The organism is Pseudomonas sp. G11-1, assembly GCF_024031555.1.
Taxonomy (GTDB): Bacteria; Pseudomonadota; Gammaproteobacteria; order Pseudomonadales; family Pseudomonadaceae; genus Halopseudomonas; species Halopseudomonas bauzanensis.
This window is the reverse complement of record NZ_QEYQ01000003.1, coordinates 1-17,859: the sequence shown is the minus strand read 5'-3', so window position 1 is coordinate 17,859 and position 17,859 is coordinate 1. Positions and strand designations below refer to the sequence as shown.

General features: G+C 62.3%; 22 protein-coding genes. 6 read left to right on the top strand and 16 right to left on the bottom strand.

Translation table 11 applies throughout. The annotated features are described in order from the left end of the window. Window positions 1–26 precede the first annotated feature (26 nt). Window positions 27–539 (top strand): winged helix-turn-helix transcriptional regulator, encoded by a 513-nt coding sequence (locus DHB74_RS10350; RefSeq protein WP_036991314.1) that lies wholly within the window; start codon window positions 27–29, stop codon window positions 537–539. 35 nt (window positions 540–574) lie between these two features. Here DHB74_RS10350 and DHB74_RS10345 read toward each other — a convergent pair whose 3' ends face one another. From DHB74_RS10345 to ubiE, 9 genes are read right to left on the bottom strand one after another with little or no spacing between them, the layout of a single operon-like run. After that, entirely contained in the window at window positions 575–1,282 is a 708-nt protein-coding gene (locus DHB74_RS10345) for a 16S rRNA (uracil(1498)-N(3))-methyltransferase (protein ID WP_036991313.1), read from the bottom strand. Continuing rightward, window positions 1,279–2,064 (bottom strand): twin-arginine translocase subunit TatC, encoded by a 786-nt coding sequence (tatC, locus tag DHB74_RS10340; RefSeq protein WP_036991312.1) that lies wholly within the window; start codon window positions 2,062–2,064, stop codon window positions 1,279–1,281. The genes DHB74_RS10345 and tatC overlap by 4 nt, the downstream gene beginning before the upstream one ends. Beyond that, on the bottom strand, window positions 2,061–2,447 hold the full coding sequence (tatB, locus tag DHB74_RS10335) for a Sec-independent protein translocase protein TatB (RefSeq protein WP_136868437.1): 387 nt from the start codon (window positions 2,445–2,447) through the stop codon (window positions 2,061–2,063). The genes tatC and tatB overlap by 4 nt, the downstream gene beginning before the upstream one ends. 6 nt (window positions 2,448–2,453) lie before the next feature. Beyond that, window positions 2,454–2,684: a twin-arginine translocase TatA/TatE family subunit gene (tatA, locus tag DHB74_RS10330; protein WP_036991309.1), complete on the bottom strand. Its 231-nt coding sequence runs from the start codon at window positions 2,682–2,684 to the stop codon at window positions 2,454–2,456. Window positions 2,685–2,705: 21 nt separating this feature from the next. Next, window positions 2,706–3,038, bottom strand: coding sequence for a phosphoribosyl-ATP diphosphatase (locus tag DHB74_RS10325; protein ID WP_036991307.1), 333 nt, complete (start codon window positions 3,036–3,038; stop codon window positions 2,706–2,708). Beyond that, complete coding sequence (gene hisI, locus DHB74_RS10320; protein ID WP_036991304.1) at window positions 3,031–3,444, bottom strand: phosphoribosyl-AMP cyclohydrolase; 414 nt, start codon at window positions 3,442–3,444, stop codon at window positions 3,031–3,033. Before hisI ends, DHB74_RS10325 begins: the two co-directional genes overlap by 8 nt. Before the next feature lie 12 nt (window positions 3,445–3,456). Then, entirely contained in the window at window positions 3,457–5,073 is a 1,617-nt protein-coding gene (gene ubiB, locus DHB74_RS10315) for a ubiquinone biosynthesis regulatory protein kinase UbiB (protein WP_036991302.1), read from the bottom strand. Continuing rightward, complete coding sequence (locus DHB74_RS10310; protein WP_136868435.1) at window positions 5,070–5,696, bottom strand: ubiquinone biosynthesis accessory factor UbiJ; 627 nt, start codon at window positions 5,694–5,696, stop codon at window positions 5,070–5,072. Before DHB74_RS10310 ends, ubiB begins: the two co-directional genes overlap by 4 nt. Then, entirely contained in the window at window positions 5,696–6,457 is a 762-nt protein-coding gene (gene ubiE / locus DHB74_RS10305) for a bifunctional demethylmenaquinone methyltransferase/2-methoxy-6-polyprenyl-1,4-benzoquinol methylase UbiE (protein ID WP_036991993.1), read from the bottom strand. Before ubiE ends, DHB74_RS10310 begins: the two co-directional genes overlap by 1 nt. Window positions 6,458–6,592: 135 nt before the next feature. Here ubiE and DHB74_RS10300 point away from each other — a divergent pair, with 135 nt between their 5' ends. After that, window positions 6,593–6,868, top strand: a complete 276-nt coding sequence (locus tag DHB74_RS10300; protein ID WP_036991298.1) for a polyhydroxyalkanoic acid system family protein — start codon at window positions 6,593–6,595, stop codon at window positions 6,866–6,868. A gap of 77 nt (window positions 6,869–6,945) precedes the next feature. Beyond that, entirely contained in the window at window positions 6,946–7,722 is a 777-nt protein-coding gene (locus DHB74_RS10295; RefSeq protein WP_036991297.1) for a phasin family protein, read from the top strand. 56 nt (window positions 7,723–7,778) lie between these two features. On the opposite strand, the gene DHB74_RS10290 is transcribed toward DHB74_RS10295, so the two are convergent. The 6 genes from DHB74_RS10290 to DHB74_RS10265 all read right to left on the bottom strand — a co-directional run bounded on the left by DHB74_RS10290 (window position 7,779) and on the right by DHB74_RS10265 (window position 14,883). Next, window positions 7,779–8,159, bottom strand: coding sequence for a gamma-butyrobetaine hydroxylase family protein (locus tag DHB74_RS10290; protein WP_280165064.1), 381 nt, complete (start codon window positions 8,157–8,159; stop codon window positions 7,779–7,781). Between the two features lie 24 nt (window positions 8,160–8,183). Then, the gene (gene hslU / locus DHB74_RS10285) at window positions 8,184–9,524 is read right to left on the bottom strand and encodes an ATP-dependent protease ATPase subunit HslU (protein WP_499161398.1); all 1,341 of its coding nucleotides are present in this window, start codon (window positions 9,522–9,524) and stop codon (window positions 8,184–8,186) included. Window positions 9,525–9,543: 19 nt separating this feature from the next. Next, entirely contained in the window at window positions 9,544–10,074 is a 531-nt protein-coding gene (gene hslV / locus DHB74_RS10280; protein ID WP_036991992.1) for an ATP-dependent protease subunit HslV, read from the bottom strand. Window positions 10,075–10,228: 154 nt separating this feature from the next. Continuing rightward, window positions 10,229–10,816, bottom strand: a complete 588-nt coding sequence (locus DHB74_RS10275) for an SPOR domain-containing protein (RefSeq protein WP_036991290.1) — start codon at window positions 10,814–10,816, stop codon at window positions 10,229–10,231. Between the two features lie 5 nt (window positions 10,817–10,821). Next, complete coding sequence (gene argS, locus DHB74_RS10270; protein ID WP_499161397.1) at window positions 10,822–12,567, bottom strand: arginine--tRNA ligase; 1,746 nt, start codon at window positions 12,565–12,567, stop codon at window positions 10,822–10,824. A 99-nt stretch (window positions 12,568–12,666) separates the two neighbouring features. Further along, a complete protein-coding gene (locus tag DHB74_RS10265; protein ID WP_499161396.1) occupies window positions 12,667–14,883 on the bottom strand; it encodes a primosomal protein N' in 2,217 nt (738 codons plus the stop codon). A 222-nt stretch (window positions 14,884–15,105) separates the two neighbouring features. Between DHB74_RS10265 and rpmE the strand changes: the two genes are divergently transcribed. The 3 genes from rpmE to DHB74_RS10250 all read left to right on the top strand — a co-directional run bounded on the left by rpmE (window position 15,106) and on the right by DHB74_RS10250 (window position 17,515). Next, window positions 15,106–15,321, top strand: coding sequence for a 50S ribosomal protein L31 (gene rpmE, locus DHB74_RS10260; protein WP_036991287.1), 216 nt, complete (start codon window positions 15,106–15,108; stop codon window positions 15,319–15,321). 23 nt (window positions 15,322–15,344) lie between these two features. Next, a complete protein-coding gene (locus DHB74_RS10255) occupies window positions 15,345–16,115 on the top strand; it encodes a thermonuclease family protein (RefSeq protein ID WP_499161395.1) in 771 nt (256 codons plus the stop codon). A 137-nt stretch (window positions 16,116–16,252) separates the two neighbouring features. Further along, on the top strand, window positions 16,253–17,515 hold the full coding sequence (locus DHB74_RS10250; RefSeq protein WP_036991285.1) for a malic enzyme-like NAD(P)-binding protein: 1,263 nt from the start codon (window positions 16,253–16,255) through the stop codon (window positions 17,513–17,515). Window positions 17,516–17,660: 145 nt separating this feature from the next. Here DHB74_RS10250 and DHB74_RS10245 read toward each other — a convergent pair. Continuing rightward, window positions 17,661–17,859: hypothetical protein (locus tag DHB74_RS10245; RefSeq protein WP_499161394.1), on the bottom strand; the 199-nt coding region annotated here is incomplete at its 5' end.

Genomic DNA, 17,859 nt, shown 5'->3' with positions numbered 1-17,859 from the left:
GGCCCTGTACGAACGAGGAGTCGAGTATGCGTTGGGAAGAGTTGGACCAGCAGCCCTGTTCATTGTCCCGCACCCTGGCGGTGGTCGGTGACCGCTGGACCTTGCTGGTGCTGCGCGATTGCTTTCTCGGCGTTCGCCGTTTCGATGAGTTTGAAAAGCGCCTTGGGGTCACCCGTCACGTATTGGCTGATCGCCTGAAGAAGCTGGTCGAGTACGGAGTCTTGGCCAGGGTGCCCTATCAGCAGCGCCCGCTGCGCGAAGAGTACCGGTTGACCGAGCGCGGGCTGGAGCTGCATTCGGTGATGCTGGCGCTGGTCAGCTGGGGTGACCGGCACATGGCCGACGAGCGGGGCGCACCGATCCGCCATATCCACAAGGGCTGCGGCCAGGTCATGCGACCGGTGACGGTCTGTTCCGAATGTGGTGAACCGGTAGCGGCGCGGGATGTGCAGATCGAGGTGGGAGATGGCTGGCAGGATGCGACTGGCGAGCTCATTCCCCCGAGGTTGGCGCGCCAGGCGGGGAATCAGGATCGCTGATACAAGCGCTGCTTTTCTCCCATCTGGTCAGATGATCAGAACAGCCGGGCAAGCAGTGCGTTCACGGCGGTTTCTACCCGCAGGATGCGTTCACCCAGCTGTACCGGCTGCAAGCCGGCGGCGCAGAGCTTGTCCACTTCATAGGGGATCCAGCCGCCTTCCGGGCCGATGGCCAGGGTGACCGGGCCAGCCAGCGCCCTTGGGCAGGTGGGAAAGTCGCCGGGGTGGGCTACCAGTCCCGTGGTCCCGGCTACCAGCGTCGGGAGCTGGTCTTCGACAAAAGGCTTGAAGCGTTTCTCGATGCGCACGCTGGGCAGCACCGTATCGCGCGCCTGCTCCAGGCCCAGCAACAGATTCTCCCGAATCACCTCAGGCTGCAGGAAGGGCGTCTGCCAGAAGCTCTTTTCCACCCGATAGCTGTTCAGCAGGATGATCTCGGCCACGCCGAGTGTGGCGCAGTGCTGCAGGATGCGGCGGAACATCTTGGGGCGAGGCATGGCCAGCAACAGCGTCAGGGGCAACTTGGCGGGCGGTGGCTGGGTCAGGTTGATCTGCAGCTCGGCCTGCTGCTGGTCCAGCGCTAGCACGGTGCCCTGGCCCATCAAGCCGTTCACTTCCCCGACCCGCAAGCTGTCGCCGACGGCTACCTGCTGGATCTCCAGCATATGCTGCAGGCGCCGGCCGCTCAGCCGCACCTGCTGCGGAGCAATGAAATCCTGCTCCTCAAGCAGCAACAGGTTCATGCGGAGGGGGTGTCGTCTTCGGTTTCGGCTTCGGTCGTGCGGGTCACCGGTTTGAGCAGCCCGGCGAACAGGATTCCGACCTCATAGAGCAACCACATGGGGCCGGCCAGCAGCGTCTGGGAGATGATGTCCGGCGGGGTCAGCACCATGCCGATGACGAAACAGCCGACCACCACATAGGGCCGAATCTGCTTGAGCTTGGCGACGTCGACCGCGCCGGACAACACCAGCAGGACCGTGGCCACCGGAATCTCGAAGGACAGGCCGAAGGCCAGGAACAGCGTCATGACGAAGTCGAGGTAGCTGTTGATGTCGGTCATTACCGTCACCCCTTCGGGGGCGGCGCTGGTGAAGAAGCCGAACACCAGGGGGAACACCACGAAGTAGGCGAACGCCATGCCGGCATAGAACAGGATGATGCTCGATGCCAGCAGCGGCAGGGCGATGCGCTTCTCATGCTTGTACAGACCGGGCGCGATGAACCCCCAGATCTGGTGCAGGACAAAGGGCATGGCCAGGAATAACGCGCTGATCAGCGCCAGCTTGAACGGCGTCAGGAAGGGCGAGGCCACATCCGTGGCGATCATGCTGGTGCCTTCGGGCAGGTAGGCCCGCAGCGGCTCGGAGATGAAGGTGTAGAGGTCGTTGGCGAAGTAGAACAGGCCGGCGAAGATCAACATCCAGATCAACACGATGCGCAGCAGGCGCGAACGCAGTTCGGTCAGGTGCGCGACCAGCGGCATCTCGCCGAGGTTGGTCTGGATCGGGGACTTTTTACTCATTTGGGTGCAGTCGGATCATCGTCAGTGGGGCTGGCAGCCGTAACGGCAACCGGTGGAGTGGGCTCGGCCGGTGCCGAAGTGTCGACCTCGGGCGGCTCGGGCCTGGTCTCGTCAGCTGTCGCAGTGATGTTACGTTTGACGTTGGACTCACCCGGCTTCTTCTTCGCCAGATCGGCCATGATCTTTTCGTTATGCAGGGTCTGGCGTATTTCGTCAGCCCCCAGCTCGCGCTCTACCTGGCTGCGTACATCCGCCAGGCTGCGCTTGATCCGCCCCAGGTACAGGCCGGCCATGCGCACCGCACCGGGCAGGCGCTCGGGGCCGAGCACCAGCAGGGCGACGATCGCCACCACCAGCATTTCCAGAAAACCGATATCGAACATGGACCGTCAGTCCTTGTGGGGTGTGGATTCCGTTTTCTTCTCGGCCTGGACATCCAGCGTTTCGCCCTGCTTGTCTTCCACGGCGGGCTTGTCGTCATCATTCATCGACTTGCGAAAGCCCTTGATGGCCTCGCCGACGTCCGAGCCGATGCCTTTCAATCGCTTGGTGCCGAATAACAGGATGACGATCAGCAGGACGATCGCCAGTTGCCAGACACTGATTCCACCAAAACCCATCTCAACCTCCAGGGCAAAGCCCTATTCGTGTGTGCGCGCTGCTTTTTCGGCCAGGCCGGACAAGTCAAAACGCCGTTCCAGTTCTTGCAGTACATCATCCGGGCCCAGGCCCAGGTGACTGAGCATGACCATGCTATGAAACCACAGATCGGCGGTTTCATAAATCAGCTCGCTTTTGTCCGCGCTGTGCTGACAATCCTTGGCCGCCAGCAGGGTTTCGGTGCATTCCTCGCCAACCTTTTCCAGGATCTTGTTCAGACCCTTGGCATGCAGGCTGGCGACATAGGAGCTGTCCGCTGCTGCTTGTTTGCGCTGTTCCAGCACCTCGGCCAGACGCGCCAGAGTGTCATTCATGCTTGTGCTCATAGATATGTTCCGGGTTTTTGATGACAGGATCACTATCCTGCCAGTGACCATCCCTGAAAACCTTGTAGAAGCAGCTTTCCCGACCGGTGTGGCAGGCAATGCCGCCGCGCTGCTCGACCTGCATGATGATCACGTCGTTGTCGCAATCCAGGCGCAGCTCATGCAGCACTTGTATATGGCCCGACTCTTCACCCTTGCGCCACAGCTTGCGCCGGGAGCGGGACCAGTAGACGGCGCGGCCTTCCGCTGCGGTGAGTTGCAGCGCTTCGCGGTTCATCCAGGCGACCATGAGTACGCGGCCGCTGGCGGCGTCCTGGGCGATGGCAGGGATCAGGCCGTCGGCGTCCCATTTGATGCAGTCCAGCCAGTCGGTATCGGTTCGGGTATCGGTCATATCGGTTGGTCGTCAGAGTCGTTTTGGGTTGCTGCCGTCGCGCCGCAATACCAGCCAGCTCCCGGCGGCCAGTAACAGCCAGTACATCGGCTGGGCCTCGGTCCACAGGTTCATGTCCGTACCCAGACCGTTGGCGCCCAGTGCCACCAGCACCACACCTATCACCCGCAGGGCGAGAGCATCGCTGTGACGGCTGGCGGGGGCATGGTGATCCCGTTGGGCGATATTGTCCAGCGCCCGGTGGGTGGTTTCCAGCAGCGGCGGGATGCGCTCCAGGTGCTGTCGCAGGTTCTGCAGTTGATGCCGCGGACCAGCGCGCTCACGCATCCAGCGCTCAAGATAGGGTTTGCCGGTGCTCCACAGATCCAGATCGGGGTACAGCTGGCGCCCCAGCCCCTCGATATTGAGCAGAGTTTTCTGCAGTAGCACCAATTGCGGTTGCACTTCCATGTTGAAGCGCCGGGCAGTCTGGAACAGGCGCAGCAGCAACTGGCCGAAGGAGATGTCCTTCAATGGACGCTCGAAGATAGGTTCACAGACGCTGCGGATGGCGGCCTCGAATTCGTTGATCCGGGTCTCCGGCGGCACCCAGCCAGAGTCGATGTGCAGCTGCGCCACGCGGCGATAGTCGCGCTTGAAGAAGGCCATCAGGTTGCGCGCCAGATAGGTCTGGTCCTCCGGCGTCAGGCTGCCGACGATGCCGAAGTCGATAGCGATGTACTGCGGTTCCTGCGGCTGATGGCGGGAGACGAAGATATTGCCCGGGTGCATGTCCGCGTGGAAGAAGCTGTCGCGGAACACCTGGGAGAAGAATACTTCGACGCCGCGCTCGGCCAGCTTCTTCATGTCCGTGCCCTGGGCGCGCAGGGCGTCGATGTCGGTCACCGGGATGCCGCTGATGCGCTCCATGACCAGTACCTTGTGGCGGCACCAGTCCCAATAGATGGTCGGCACATAGAGTACCGGCGAGCCGAGGAAGTTACGCCGTAGCAGCGAGGCGTTGGCGGCCTCACGATACAGGTCCAGCTCGTCGAAGATGGTCTGCTCGTAATCGCGTACCACTTCCACCGGACGCAGCCGCCGCCCCTCGCGGGAGACGCGCTCCAGGGTGCGCGCCGCCAGGTACAGCCATTGGATGTCCTGATGAATGACTTCTTCGATCCCTGGGCGCACGACCTTGACGACCACGTCGCTGCCGTCATGCAGCAGGGCGGTATGTACCTGGGCGACGGAAGCCGAGGCCAGTGGTGTATCGGAAAACTCGGCGAATACCGCTTCGATCGGCATGCCCAGCTGTTCTTCGATACGCTGGCGTGCCTCATCGGAGGGGAAGGGCGGTACCTTGTCCTGCAGGAAGGCCAGTTCGATGGCGATGTCGTCGGGCAGCAGATCGCGGCGGGTCGACAGGATCTGGCCGAACTTGATGAACACCGGGCCCAGGCTTTCCAGGGCCAGGCGCAGGCGCAGGCCGCGGCTCAGGTCCCGGGGGGCCGGATACAGCTTCCATGGCCCGAACAGCATCAGCCGGCCATACCAGGGCAGCGGCAGTGGCTGGATCAACTGATCCAGACGGTAGCGGGTAAACACCAGCAGAATGCGAAACAGGCGCAGAAAAGCGGTCAGGTTCATGCGTCGTCAGGTCCCGTTTCAGGCAGCTCAAGGCGGCGTATGCGCGCGTCCAGCCGGTCCAGCTGCAGGCGCAATTCATGGATCGACGCCGCGGCGGCGTCGGCTTCAGCGCGGCCGACCAGTTGCCGGCCCTCTTCAGTGAGGTATTCACCGACCGCGCGTTGCAGGCTCTGCCGGGTGGTGCCGAGCCAGTTCCGACTGCCACGCGCCAGATTGCCGAGAGCATGCGCGGCAACGGGTCCCAGCCAGCGGGCCAGGGCGGCCTCCCCATCGATCTGCAGGTCGTTGAAAATGTTCTGCAGCTGCACCAGCACCTGGGTATCCCCGGTCAGTTCCAGCTCCGGTGACAACAACAGTTGCTGGCGGTTGCTGCTCAGCGCCAGGCGGGCCAGCAGGCTCGCCGGGGCGCTGAGGGTGCAGTCGACGTCGTACTCATAATGCTGCGCCAGGCGAACTCCGCCGTGCCCCGGCAACAGGTACAGCTGCAGGTCGGGCTGGCGTACGCACAACAGGATGGCGCGCCCCTCCAGGGCCGCCAGTCGCTGGGCGGTCAGCGGGTCCTGATCGATGGCCAGTGCAAGACTGCGCTCGACACCGGCCAGCAGGGCGGTGCTCAACAGCATCAGGGTTTGATGCCCCGGTGCAGGGCCACGATGCCACCGGTCATGTTGTGGTACGTCACCCGGGCGAAACCAGCGGTTTCCATCATGCCCTTGAGGGTTTCCTGGTCCGGATGCATACGGATCGATTCGGCCAGATAGCGATAGCTTTCCGGATCGCCGGTCACCATGCGGCCGATCAGCGGCAGCATGGTGAAGGAATATTGATCGTAGGCCTTGGACAGCAGCTCGTTCTCCGGTTTGGAGAACTCCAGCACCAGCAGGCGCCCGCCGGGCTTGAGCACACGCAGCATGGAAGCGATGGCGTCTTCCTTGTGGGTGACGTTGCGCAGGCCGAAGGCGATGGTGATGCAGTCGAAATGGTTATCCGGGAAGGGCAGTTTCTCGGCATCGGCCTGCACGAAACGCACATTGCCGGCTACGCCCTTGTCCAGCAGGCGGTCGCGGCCGACGCGCAGCATGGAGGCATTGATATCAGCCAGCACCACCTCACCTGTCGGGCCCACCAGGCTGGAGAACTTGCGTGTCAGGTCACCAGTGCCGCCAGCGATATCCAGCACCCGGTTGCCGGGTCGCACGCCGGACAGCTCGATGGTGAAGCGTTTCCAGATCCGGTGGACGCCACCTGACATGAGGTCGTTCATCAGGTCGTATTTGGCGGCGACCGAATGGAAGACCTCGGCCACCTTGGCGGCCTTTTCCGATTCGCGAACGGTCTGGTAGCCGAAGTGGGTAGTGCGGTCTGTGCTGGACTTGTCTGTCATGGGAGCATCTGCCTTGGCAAATTGATGGGCCATTCTACCTGTATTTGCGGGCCCGGAGGGGCATTTAATGTCGCATGCAGGCGCACGATGCGGCATGCTATGCGTCTTTTTTCAACCATACTGGAAGGGACAGAGATGGCAACCGTAGAAATCACCCGCGAGCACGCATTGGGCAAGGAAGCAGCGAAGGAACGCGCCCAGAAAATGGCCGATAAGCTGGCTGCCAAGCTGGATGCCAAATGCACCTGGCAGGACGATGAACTGACGTTCCAGCGCAGCGGTGTGGATGGCAGCATCCTGGTTGGCGAAGACAGCGTCCGGGTGGCCGTCAAGCTGGGGATGATGCTCACCCCGATGGCCGGCATGGTGAAGGGTGAGATCGAGAAGGCGCTGAACAAATATCTCGCTTGACGCAGCGCAATAGCACTCGGCGTGACCTCTGCTAAGCTGGATAATCTCATCGGCAGCGGCTCACAAGGAGTCTATTCATGGCGGACAAGAAGAAGCGGGAAGGCAAGGATAATGATTGGGTGGAAGGTCTGGAGGGGTATTCCCGGCAGATCTGGCTGGCGGGCCTGGGTGCTTACACCCGTATGGGCAAGGAAGGCGCCAAGTTGTTCGAATCCCTGATTCGAGACGGTGAGCAGGCAGAGAAATCGGCCAAAGCCGAAACCGGCAAAAGCGCCAGCAAAGGCACCCGCAGCAAGAAGGATCCGCTGGATGGCGCGCGGGCCAAGGTGGACAAGGCGCGGAGCAAGTTATCCGACAAGTTCGGTGGCCTTGAGGAGATGTTTGACAAGCGCGTGGCGGGCGCGGTCGAGCGGCTGGGTCTGGCGCGTCAGGAAGAGCTGCGGGCGCTGGAGCAACGTGTTGCCGAACTGACCCGTGCGGTGGGGCAGCGCAGTACCAAGCCGGCCGCTGCCGCCAAGCCGACCCGTACTGCCCGCAAGCCGGCGACGGCTGCCGCGGCAACTGCCAGTTCCACCGTGATCGCCGATTCGGTGACTCAGGCAGCAGCCGAGGCGGCGACGCCAGCCAAGGCTACGCCCAGGCGGGCCAGGTCGACTGCAGCCAAACCTGCTGCGAGCAAGCCGACCAATACCAGGTCGACCAGCACCAAGCCGGCCAGCACCAAGGCGGGAGCCGCCGCGCCGGTGAAGCCTGCCACCCGCCGCCGTGCTACCGCGCCAAAGGCCGCCACCCGCGGCAAGTCCGCGCCGGCACCGGCCACTGATGCCGAACCGGGCAAACCGACGGAGCAGTGATGCCAGGCCCGCCGCCCTGATGACCCTGGGCGGCGGGCCTTTATCTGCTCACGGCCTTACAGCATCACCTTCACCACCGACACCTCCGGATCACGGCTGGCGCCGGCAGCTTGCAGTTGATCGAGATACTCCTGCCACAGTGCGTCCTGGTGCTCGCCCAGTTTCAGCAGATAATCCCAACTGTACAGTCCGCTGTCATGGCCATCGTCGAACACCAGTTTCAGTGCGTAATTGCCGGCCATCTCTACGGCGGTCAGGGCAACATTCTGCTTGCCGGTCTGCAGCACTGGCCGGCCATGACCCTGTACCTCCGCCGAGGGTGAGTGCACCCGCAGGAACTCCGCCGGCAGGCTGAACTGCCGGCCATCGGCATACTCCAGCTCCAACGTGCGGGACGCCTTGCGCAGCTTGATCTTGCTCGGTATCGGACTGGTCATGGCGGGCTCCCCGACGGTGTCGTGTTACAGGATATAGCGGGACAGGTCTTCATTGACCGCCAGCTCGCCCAGGTGCTCGTTCACATAAGCGGCGTCGATCACCAGCTTCTCGCCGTTCTGCTTGGCAGCCAGATCGGCGGCGCCGAACGAAACTTCCTCCAGCAGACGTTCCAGCACGGTGTGCAGGCGACGGGCGCCGATGTTCTCGGTCTTCTCGTTGACCTGCCAGGCAATTTCCGCCAGTCGGGCCACGGCGTCTGTAGCGAATTCGATTTCCAGCCCTTCAGCCTGCAGCAGCGCCCGGTACTGTTCGGTGAGCGAGGCATCGGGTTCGGTGAGGATGCGCTCGAAGTCCGCCGGTGACAGCGACTGGAGCTCGACACGAATCGGCAGACGGCCCTGCAGCTCGGGAATCAGATCCGACGGCTTGGACAGGTGGAAGGCGCCCGAGGCGATAAACAGGATGTGGTCGGTGCGCACCATGCCGAACTTGGTATTGACCGTGCAGCCTTCGATCAACGGCAGCAGGTCACGTTGCACGCCCTCGCGGGAGACATCCGCACCGCCGCCGCTGTTGGCGCGTTTGCTGACCTTGTCGATTTCGTCGAGGAAGACGATGCCGTTCTGCTCGACTGCATCAATGGCACGGCTCTTCAGGTCATCTTCATTGACCAGGCGTGCGGCTTCCTCATCGCGGATCAGCTTGAAAGCTTCCCTGACCTTGAGCTTGCGGCTCTTGCGCTTGTTCTTGCCGAAGCTGGAGAACATGTTCTGCAGCTGGCTGGTCATTTCCTCCATGCCGGGCGGCGCCATGATTTCCACGCCTACCGGGGCGTCGGCCACCTCGATGTCGATTTCCTTGTCGTCCAGCTGGCCTTCACGCAGGCGCTTGCGGAACAGCTGGCGGGTGCTGCTGTCTTCGCGCACCGGCTCATCGCTGGTGCCCTGGCGTGCCGGCGGCAGCAATGCGTCGAGAATACGTTCCTCGGCGGCATCCTCGGCGCGGTGGCCGACCTTGGTGATTTCCTGCTCGCGCAGCATCTTCAGCGCGGCGTCCACCAGGTCACGGATGATGGATTCCACATCCCGGCCGACATAGCCGACTTCGGTGAACTTGGTTGCTTCGACCTTGATGAAGGGCGCCTGGGCCAGGCGCGCCAGGCGGCGGGCGATCTCGGTCTTGCCGACGCCGGTGGGGCCGATCATCAGGATGTTCTTCGGGGTGACTTCATGGCGCAGCGCATCAGGCAACTGCTGACGACGCCAGCGGTTGCGCAGGGCAATGGCGACCGCGCGCTTGGCTTCCTGCTGGCCAATGATATGACGGTCCAGCTCGTGGACGATTTCGCGGGGTGTCATGGACATGTGCAGATTCCCGGGCGCCTCAGGTATTGGCGTCCAGCTCCTCAATAGTGTGATGCTGATTGGTATAGATGCAGATTTCGCCGGCAATGTTCAGGCTGGATTCGACGATCTCACGGGCCGACAACTCGGTGTTGCGCAGCAGGGCGCGGGCCGCTGACTGGGCGTAGGGGCCGCCGGAGCCGATGGCAATAATGCCTTCTTCGGGCTCGAGCACGTCGCCGTTACCGGTAATGATCAGCGAGGCATCCTTGTTGGCCACGGCCAACAATGCTTCGAGGCGGCGCAGGGTGCGGTCGGTGCGCCACTCCTTGGCCATTTCCACGGCGGCGCGGACCAGTTGACCCTGGTGTTTTTCCAGGTGGCCTTCGAAATGCTCGAACAGGGTGAAGGCGTCGGCCGTGCCGCCGGCGAATCCGGCGATCACCTGGTCGTTGTACAGGCGGCGGACCTTGCGGGCATTGCCCTTCATTACGGTGTTGCCCAGGGATACCTGGCCATCACCACCGATTACCACTTTGCCGTGGCGGCGTACTGAAACGATTGTAGTCACGCGCAGCTCCTGTTGGCTGGTCAGATAGCGCAACACGCCGGGCGTGCTGCCTTTGCCGTTATCTGGGGGCTGCTGGCGTTGAATTCAAGACGTTGGGGCGGCCGGATGATAGCCGGGGAGGGATGCCGGCAGTGCAAGCTGCCGGCGGCTGGTCTCAGCGGTTGGTGGTGCGCTGCTGCCGGAGCAGGTTATTGAAGCCATTGCCGGCCAGGGTCTGTTCGGCCTGGGCCAATTTGCCCTGATCGCCGAAGGGGCCGACCTGCACCCGGTGCCAGGTTTCGCCGTTGGCCAGTTTGGCGTCTTCCAGTCGCACATCCAGCCCCATGAGCAGGATCTGGGCGCGAACCCGGTCTGCCTCGCTGCGCTGGCGGAATGAGCCGGCCTGCAGATAGTACTGGGTGCTGGAGGTCGGTTTGGCAGCTACTTCCGGTTCGGCTTTCGCCGCTGGTGGCGGCGGCGGAGCGGGCGGGGCCTTGGGCACCACCACTTCTGACTCGGGCAGCAGCGTGTAGAAGTCGTAGCTGGGGCCGGCCGGCTTGCTGGGGGCCGGCGCTACCGCAGGCTGGGGCGAGGCGGTATTGCGTTTTACCGTCTCGCGGCCAGGCTCCAGCTGAAACAGAAAGGCGACGAACAGGCCCAGAACCACCCCGCATACGGCAATCAGCCAGGTAGGCACTCGTCGGCTGGGTTTGGACCGGGCGCGGCTGGCGCCGCGACGGGGTGTCTTGCGTGCTTTGGCCATGCGACTTACATGCGCTCCAGAGTAGTGATGCCGAGCAGGTTAAGGCCTTGGCGCAAGGTGCGTCCAGTCAGTGCAGCCAAACGCAGACGGCTGTCACGCTGGGCCTGGTCCTCGGCGGCCAGGATCGGGCAGTTTTCGTAGAAGCTGGAAAAGCGGCCGGCCAGCTCGTACAGATAATGGCACAGCGAATGCGGCGTGCCTTCGCGGGCCACGTATTGCAGCAGGCTGCCGAACTGCGCGAGGTGGGCAGCCAGATCGATTTCGGGTTCGTCCTGCAGGACCAGCGGCGCGAGGTCGTCCAGCTGCGACATGTCGCGGTCGATCTTGCGGAACACGCTGGCGACCCGGGTATAGGCATACATCAGATAGGGCGCGGTGTTGCCTTCGAAGCTGAGCATCTGTTCGAAGTTGAAGTTGTAATCGCTGCTGCGGTGCTTGGACAGGTCCGCGTACTTGACCGCGCCAATACCCACGGCACGGGCGATCTGCTGCAGCTCGGCGCTGTCGAGCTCGGGGTTCTTCTGTTTGACCAGTTGGTAGGCCCGCTCCTCGGCCTCGTCCAGCAGATCGATCAGCTTGACGGTGCCGCCATCGCGGGTCTTGAACGGCTTGCCGTCGGCGCCGTTCATGGTGCCGAAGCCCATATGTTCCAGCTGCATGTCAGGCGAGACGAAGCCGGCCTTGCGGGCTACGGCGAACACCTGCTGGAAGTGCAGCGCCTGGCGCTGATCGACGAAATACAGGACGCGGTCAGCGCCCAGCGCCTGCTGACGGTAGCGCATGGCGGCCAGGTCGGTGGTCGCGTACAGGTAGCCACCACCGGCCTTCTGCACGATGACCGGCAGCGGCTTGTCCTCGCTGTTGCGGAACTCGTCAAGGAAGACGCAACGCGCGCCTTCGCTCTCGGTCAGCAGGCCGGCCTGCTGCAAGCTGTCGACCACGTCGGCAAGCTGATTGTTGTAGGCACTTTCACCGCGCACATCAGCGGGCGTCAGGCTGACTCCCAGGCGATCGTACACCGCCTGGCAGTGGCCCAGGGAAATGCTGTTGAAGCGGTTCCACAGTTCCAGGCACTGGGCGTCGCCCGCCTGCAGTTGTACGACCCGTTCGCGGGCACGGTCGGCAAAGGTCTCGCTTTCGTCAAAGCGCTTCTTGGCCTGGCGGTAGAAGTTCTCCAGATCACCCAGCTCGGCTTCGGCGGTAACCGGGTTCTCTTCCAGGTAGGCCAGCAGCATGCCGAACTGGGTGCCCCAATCGCCGACATGGTTCTGGCGGATGACGTCGTGACCGAGGAATTCGAGCACTCGCGCCATGGCGTCGCCGATGATGGTCGAGCGCAGGTGCCCGACGTGCATTTCCTTGGCCAGGTTGGGGGAGGAGTAGTCCACTACCACGCGCTGGGCTGGCTCGGCCTGGGGCACGTTCAACTGCGGATCGTCCAGCGCCTGCTGCAGCTGCGCAGCGAGCCAGTCGCGGGCCTGGAAGAAGTTGATGAAGCCGGGGCCGGCGATACTGACCTGAGCCACTGCATCGCTGTGCGGCAGCGCGGCAACCAGCTGTTCGGCCAGGTCCCGGGGCTTCATGCGGGCGGGCTTTGCCAGCATCATCGCCAGGTTGCTGGCAAAGTCGCCGTGGCTCTTGTCCCGGGCGGTTTCCACCTGAATATTGGGGGAAATGTCGCTGGGCAGTACACCTTGACTCTGCAGGGTGCTGACGGCGTTGGCGAGCAACTGGCTGATCAGGTTTTTCATAGGTAATGGAGTATCCGGCAACGGCCTGTGGAAAACCCGGCATTATCCGACTTAACGGGCTGCTTGCCAAATCCCTCTGTCTGGCAGTGCGCTTAGGGCTTAGAACATATCCAGCGGATCGACATCAATTGACCAGCGCACGCGGCGGGCCAGGGGGTGCTGCTCCAGTGCCGCCAGCCAATGGTGCAGCAATTGATGCAGGATCGAGCGTTGCCCGGCCTGGACCAGCAACTGAGCGCGATAACGGCCGGCGCGACGCTCCATGGGCGAGGGCACCGGGCCGAGCAGCTCGACGCCAGCGATGTCCAGGCTGGCAGTCAACTGCTCGGCCAGGGTGCAGGCCTCGTCGAGGAATTGGTTGGTCTGCACCGACGCGTTGGATTCGGCACGCAACAGCGCCATGAAGCTGTAGGGTGGCAGCTGCGCAGCGGCACGGCCTGCCAGTTCCCGCTCGGCGAAGCGGTCATAATCATGCTCGGTCAGATCCAGCAGCAACTGGTGTTCGGCCATGTGGGTCTGGATCAGCACCTGGCCGGGTTTGTTCGCCCGGCCAGCGCGGCCAGCTACCTGGATGATCAACTGCGCCATGCGTTCGGGGCCGCGAAAGTCAGCGGAAAACAGGCCGCCGTCGGCATCGAGGATGGCCACCAGGGTCACGTCTGGAAAGTGATGCCCCTTGGCAAGCATCTGGGTGCCCACCAGCACGCAGGGAGCGCCACTCTGGATGCGTGCCAGCATGCTCTGCATGGCCTGCTTGCGCGCCATGGTGTCGCGGTCGATGCGCAGGATCGGAAAGTCCGGGAAGCACTCGGTCAGATGTTCCTCGGTGCGCTCGGTGCCGGCGCCGATAGGGCGCAGGTCCTGGCTCTGACATTTGGGGCAGCAGCGATCGACCGCGCGCTGACTGCCGCAATGGTGGCAGTGCAGCTGTGCGGGTGACTGGTGCAAAGTCATGCGCGCATCACAGCGGCGGCACTCGGCCATCCAGCCGCAGTCATGGCACATCAAGGTCGGAGCGAAGCCGCGGCGGTTGATGAAAACCAGCACCTGGTTGCCCCGCCGCAAATGTTCACCCATTAACTGGATTAGTGGTCGCGACATGCCTCCTTCCAGTGGTCGGCTGCGGATATCCAGGCATTGAATGGTCGGTGGGCTGGCGTTGCCCGCGCGCTGGGTCAGGCGCAGCCGCTGATAGCGCCCGCGCTGGACATTATGCAGGCTTTCGAAGGATGGCGTGGCGGAGCCGAGAATCAGCCCGACCTGTTCCAGGTGGGCGCGATAGACAGCCAGGTCCCGAGCGTTATAGCGCAGGCCTTCCTGCTGTTTATAGGAGAGATCGTGCTCCTCATCGACGATGATCAGTCCGGGCCGCGCCAGGGGAGTGAAAATGGCCGAGCGGGTGCCGATGACGATGCCGGCTTCGCCGTCGCGAGCGGCAATCCAGGCATCGAGGCGCTCGCGATCATTCAGCCCCGAATGCAGTATGACTACCGGTACGCTGAAGCGGCGGCGAAAGCGCTCCAGGGTCTGGGGCGTCAGCCCGATCTCGGGGATCAGTACCAGCGCCTGACGCTGCTGTTGCAGGCAATGCTGGATGGCCTGTAGGTAGACTTCAGTCTTGCCGCTGCCAGTGACGCCTTCCAGCAGCCAGGCATGGAACCCATCGCGCGCGGTAATCGCATCCAGCGCGGCCTGCTGTTCGCCATTGGGCGACAGCGGTGTTTCCTTTAATAGCGGCTGGGGTTCGCTGGTGTGGTGCGGCGATTGATGGATGCGCTGGGCCAGGCCCTTGCGTTCCAGCGATTCAAGGGCGTCGCGGGTCAGCCCCCACTGGCTGATGAGTGCGTGCGACAGGCCATGGGGGTGTCTGCTGAGGGTCTGCACCGCCTCCTTCTGCTTTGGCGCCCGGCTGATTGCGGGGTGCTCGGGGTAGGCGCCGGGGAGCAGTTGCCAGAGCATGTCCTGACGAGCCATCGCCGGCTCACCGCGCCGCAGCAGCACCGGCAGGGCGCTGCTCAATGTGTCGCCGAGGCCATGTTGGTAGTAGCTTGCAGTCCAGCTGCAGAGCTTCCACAGGCTATCGGGCAGTAGCGGGCTGTGATCGATCAATTCGCTGGCGCGCTTGAGCTTGCCCACCGGCACGCTCGACTGGTCGCTGATGGCTGCGATCACGCCCACCATCTGGCGGTTGCCGAAGGGCACGCTGACGCGCAACCCCACCTGCAGATCGTCCAAACGCAGGCCCGCCGGCGCCCGGTAATCGAACAGGCGGCGCAGGGGAGAGGGAAGGGCAATCTGGAGAATCGGTCCTGACACTGTGACATCCCGTTCTGACAAGCCGTGATGGTAGCATTGCCTGCCGCGATATTCAGCGCCTCCCCGCCGCGGCATGCGTAATGCTTGCGCGGCAGCGGAATTCTGTTATCATCGCCGGCCTGTTTTCCGGTCCATTCGATTGTTCGATGCCGGATGCGTCATTACAGTGCGGTGCCTGATCAGGTTGGTCCGGTGGCGGCACACAAAACCGAGGAATCATCCATGAAAGCTGATTTGCACCCTGCGTACGAAGAAATCGAAGCCACCTGTGGTTGCGGCAATGTCATCAAGACCCGCTCCACTCTGGGCAAGAGCATCTATCTGGACGTCTGCTCCGCATGCCACCCGTTCTACACCGGCAAGCAGAAGGTTCTGGATACCGGCGGCCGTATCGAGCGCTTCAATCAGCGTTTCGGTGCTGTTTCCAGCAAGAAATAAGATCGACGGGCCATTCAGTGGTCATGTCCGATTCGAAAAAGGCGCTCCGTTGGGGCGCCTTTTTTATTGCCTGGCTGGCAGCCATGCCAGCGCTGGCTGGTACCTGTGGTAGTTCACCGGATATCGGCGAGCCAGTGGTCAGTCGGTATGTCATCGATGGGGATACGCTGGAGTTGGTTGATGGTCGGCGGGTGCGCCTGATCGGCATCAATGCGCCGGAGATCGGTCGTCGCGGCAAGGCCTCCGAGCCGTATGCGCAGCGGGCTCGGACTGAGCTCGAGCAGCTCGTTGAGAAGGCTGGGTTGCGGTTGCTGGTAGGTGAGGATGCGCAGGATGATTACGGTCGTACGCTGGGTCATCTGTTCGACATTCAAGGTGCCAATATAGAGGCGCAGTTGCTGCGTAGCGGGATGGGCTTCGCCATAGGTATTCCGCCCAACCTGGCGCTGCTCGATTGTCATTTGCGGCAGGAATCCCTTGCCCGGGAAGCTGAGCTGGGAGTGTGGCGGCAGGCGCCGATCATCCAGGCTGCCGAGGTGCATCAGGGAGGCTTTCAATTGGTTCGGGGGCGCGTGCTGTCCATCGAGCGGGCTGGTCGTTATCTCTGGCTTGAACTCGATGGGCCGTTGGTGTTGCGTGTTGCGGCGGACCAGCAGGGCTTCGATCAGCTCGACAGCTGGCGGGGACGTTCGCTGGAGGTGCGGGGGTGGGTCGTTGATCGGGGAGCGCGGCGCCGTGACCATAAGCGCTTTATGTTGCCGCTGCGCGAACCGAAAATGGTAAATTTCGATTGATTGGCGGTAATGCCGGAAGAAGCGCGCAAGATCGCTGCAGGTAGTGGTGATGTTGGAATGATCTTGTGAGCGTTAGGGCTTTTCTGTATTCTCGATTGTCCGCAACATAATAAAGCTACTTCACCGGAAACGTAATCATGTCTGATCTGAGAACTGATGCGCTCGAATATCACGCCAGCCCGCGTCCGGGCAAATTGAGCGTCGAGCTGACCAAGCCTACTGCCACTGCGCGTGATCTGGCGCTGGCTTATAGTCCGGGTGTTGCTGAGCCCGTGCGCGAAATCGCCAAGGACCTGGATAACGCCTACAAGTACACTGGTAAGGGCAACCTGGTTGCGGTTATTTCCGATGGTACGGCTATTCTCGGTCTGGGCAATCTCGGCCCGCTGGCTTCCAAGCCGGTCATGGAAGGCAAAGGGGTGCTGTTCAAGCGTTTTGCTGGTGTTGACGTTTTCGATATCGAAGTCGAATCCGAAAGCCCGCAGGCGTTCATTGATACCGTCAAGCGTATCTCCTGCACCTTCGGTGGAATCAACCTGGAAGACATCAAGGCGCCCGAGTGCTTCGAAATCGAGCGCGCGCTGATCGAGCAGTGCGATATCCCTGTTTTCCATGATGACCAGCACGGTACCGCCATCGTGACCGCGGCGGCGATGATCAATGCGCTGGAGCTGGCCGACAAGAAGCTGGAAGATGCCAAGATCGTCTGTCTGGGTGCTGGTGCGGCCGCTGTTGCCTGCATGAAGTTGCTGGTCAGCCTGGGTGCGACCATCGAAAACATCTCCATGCTCGATCGCAAGGGTGTTATCCATGCCGGTCGTGATGACCTGAATGAGCACAAGGCTATCTTCGCTTCGGAAACCGACAAGCGCACATTGGCTGATGCAATGAAGGGCGCTGATGTCTTCGTTGGCCTGTCCGGTCCCAATTTGCTGCAGCCAGCCGAACTCAAGCTGATGGCGGAGAACCCTGTCGTATTCGCCTGCTCCAACCCGGATCCCGAGATCAGCCCTGAGCTGGCCCATGCGGCGCGCCCGGATGTGATCATGGCCACTGGCCGGTCCGACTATCCGAACCAGGTCAACAACGTACTCTGCTTCCCCTTCATCTTCCGTGGTGCCCTGGATGTGCGAGCTTCCCGCATCAATGACGAAATGAAGATGGCAGCAGTGCACGCCATTCGCGAATTGGCCAAGGAGCCAGTGCCGGCGTATATCACTGAAGCCTACGGCGGACTGGAGATGGAGTTTGGTCGTGAGTACATCATTCCCAAGCCCATGGATGTGCGTCTGATTGAAAAGGTCCCGGCTGCGGTGGCCAAGGCTGCTATCGACAGCGGCGTTGCGCGTCTGCCCTATCCGGCGCACTACCCGCTGAAGTCGGTCGAAGACTGCTTCTGATCGGCTCATGAAGCCCTGCCTTGTGCAGGGCTTTTTATTGGGTGAAATATTGCTGCAACAAAGGCTTGACGGCATTTGTCAGCAGCCTATAATGCGCCCCTCGCAAGTCGCTGAGCTTTTCCAAAAGCCCAGGCCAATCAATAAGTTAGCGATAACTTGAGGGTTGACAGACAAGCGAAACGGCGTAGAATGCGCCGCTCACTGAAGAGGCCGGCAACATCGCTTTTTCAGGGTGAGAAAGGATTTTCAGGAAGGCGTTGACACGGGGTATGACTCCTGTAGAATGCGCCTCCCTGGCCCGGAACAGCAGCAGCGTTCCAGGCCGATGTGTCAAGCGGTGCAGC

Coding starts and splice junctions, on each gene's coding strand:
- DHB74_RS10350 (WP_036991314.1), top strand. CDS start 27: ATGCGTTGGGAAGAGTTGGACCAGCAGCCCTGTTCATTGTCCCGCACC.
- DHB74_RS10345 (WP_036991313.1), bottom strand. CDS start 1,282: ATGAACCTGTTGCTGCTTGAGGAGCAGGATTTCATTGCTCCGCAGCAG.
- tatC (WP_036991312.1), bottom strand. CDS start 2,064: ATGAGTAAAAAGTCCCCGATCCAGACCAACCTCGGCGAGATGCCGCTG.
- tatB (WP_136868437.1), bottom strand. CDS start 2,447: ATGTTCGATATCGGTTTTCTGGAAATGCTGGTGGTGGCGATCGTCGCC.
- tatA (WP_036991309.1), bottom strand. CDS start 2,684: ATGGGTTTTGGTGGAATCAGTGTCTGGCAACTGGCGATCGTCCTGCTG.
- DHB74_RS10325 (WP_036991307.1), bottom strand. CDS start 3,038: ATGAATGACACTCTGGCGCGTCTGGCCGAGGTGCTGGAACAGCGCAAA.
- hisI (WP_036991304.1), bottom strand. CDS start 3,444: ATGACCGATACCCGAACCGATACCGACTGGCTGGACTGCATCAAATGG.
- ubiB (WP_036991302.1), bottom strand. CDS start 5,073: ATGAACCTGACCGCTTTTCTGCGCCTGTTTCGCATTCTGCTGGTGTTT.
- DHB74_RS10310 (WP_136868435.1), bottom strand. CDS start 5,696: ATGCTGTTGAGCACCGCCCTGCTGGCCGGTGTCGAGCGCAGTCTTGCA.
- ubiE (WP_036991993.1), bottom strand. CDS start 6,457: ATGACAGACAAGTCCAGCACAGACCGCACTACCCACTTCGGCTACCAG.
- DHB74_RS10300 (WP_036991298.1), top strand. CDS start 6,593: ATGGCAACCGTAGAAATCACCCGCGAGCACGCATTGGGCAAGGAAGCA.
- DHB74_RS10295 (WP_036991297.1), top strand. CDS start 6,946: ATGGCGGACAAGAAGAAGCGGGAAGGCAAGGATAATGATTGGGTGGAA.
- DHB74_RS10290 (WP_280165064.1), bottom strand. CDS start 8,159: ATGACCAGTCCGATACCGAGCAAGATCAAGCTGCGCAAGGCGTCCCGC.
- hslU (WP_499161398.1), bottom strand. CDS start 9,524: ATGTCCATGACACCCCGCGAAATCGTCCACGAGCTGGACCGTCATATC.
- DHB74_RS10275 (WP_036991290.1), bottom strand. CDS start 10,816: ATGGCCAAAGCACGCAAGACACCCCGTCGCGGCGCCAGCCGCGCCCGG.
- argS (WP_499161397.1), bottom strand. CDS start 12,567: ATGAAAAACCTGATCAGCCAGTTGCTCGCCAACGCCGTCAGCACCCTG.
- rpmE (WP_036991287.1), top strand. CDS start 15,106: ATGAAAGCTGATTTGCACCCTGCGTACGAAGAAATCGAAGCCACCTGT.
- DHB74_RS10255 (WP_499161395.1), top strand. CDS start 15,345: ATGTCCGATTCGAAAAAGGCGCTCCGTTGGGGCGCCTTTTTTATTGCC.
- DHB74_RS10250 (WP_036991285.1), top strand. CDS start 16,253: ATGTCTGATCTGAGAACTGATGCGCTCGAATATCACGCCAGCCCGCGT.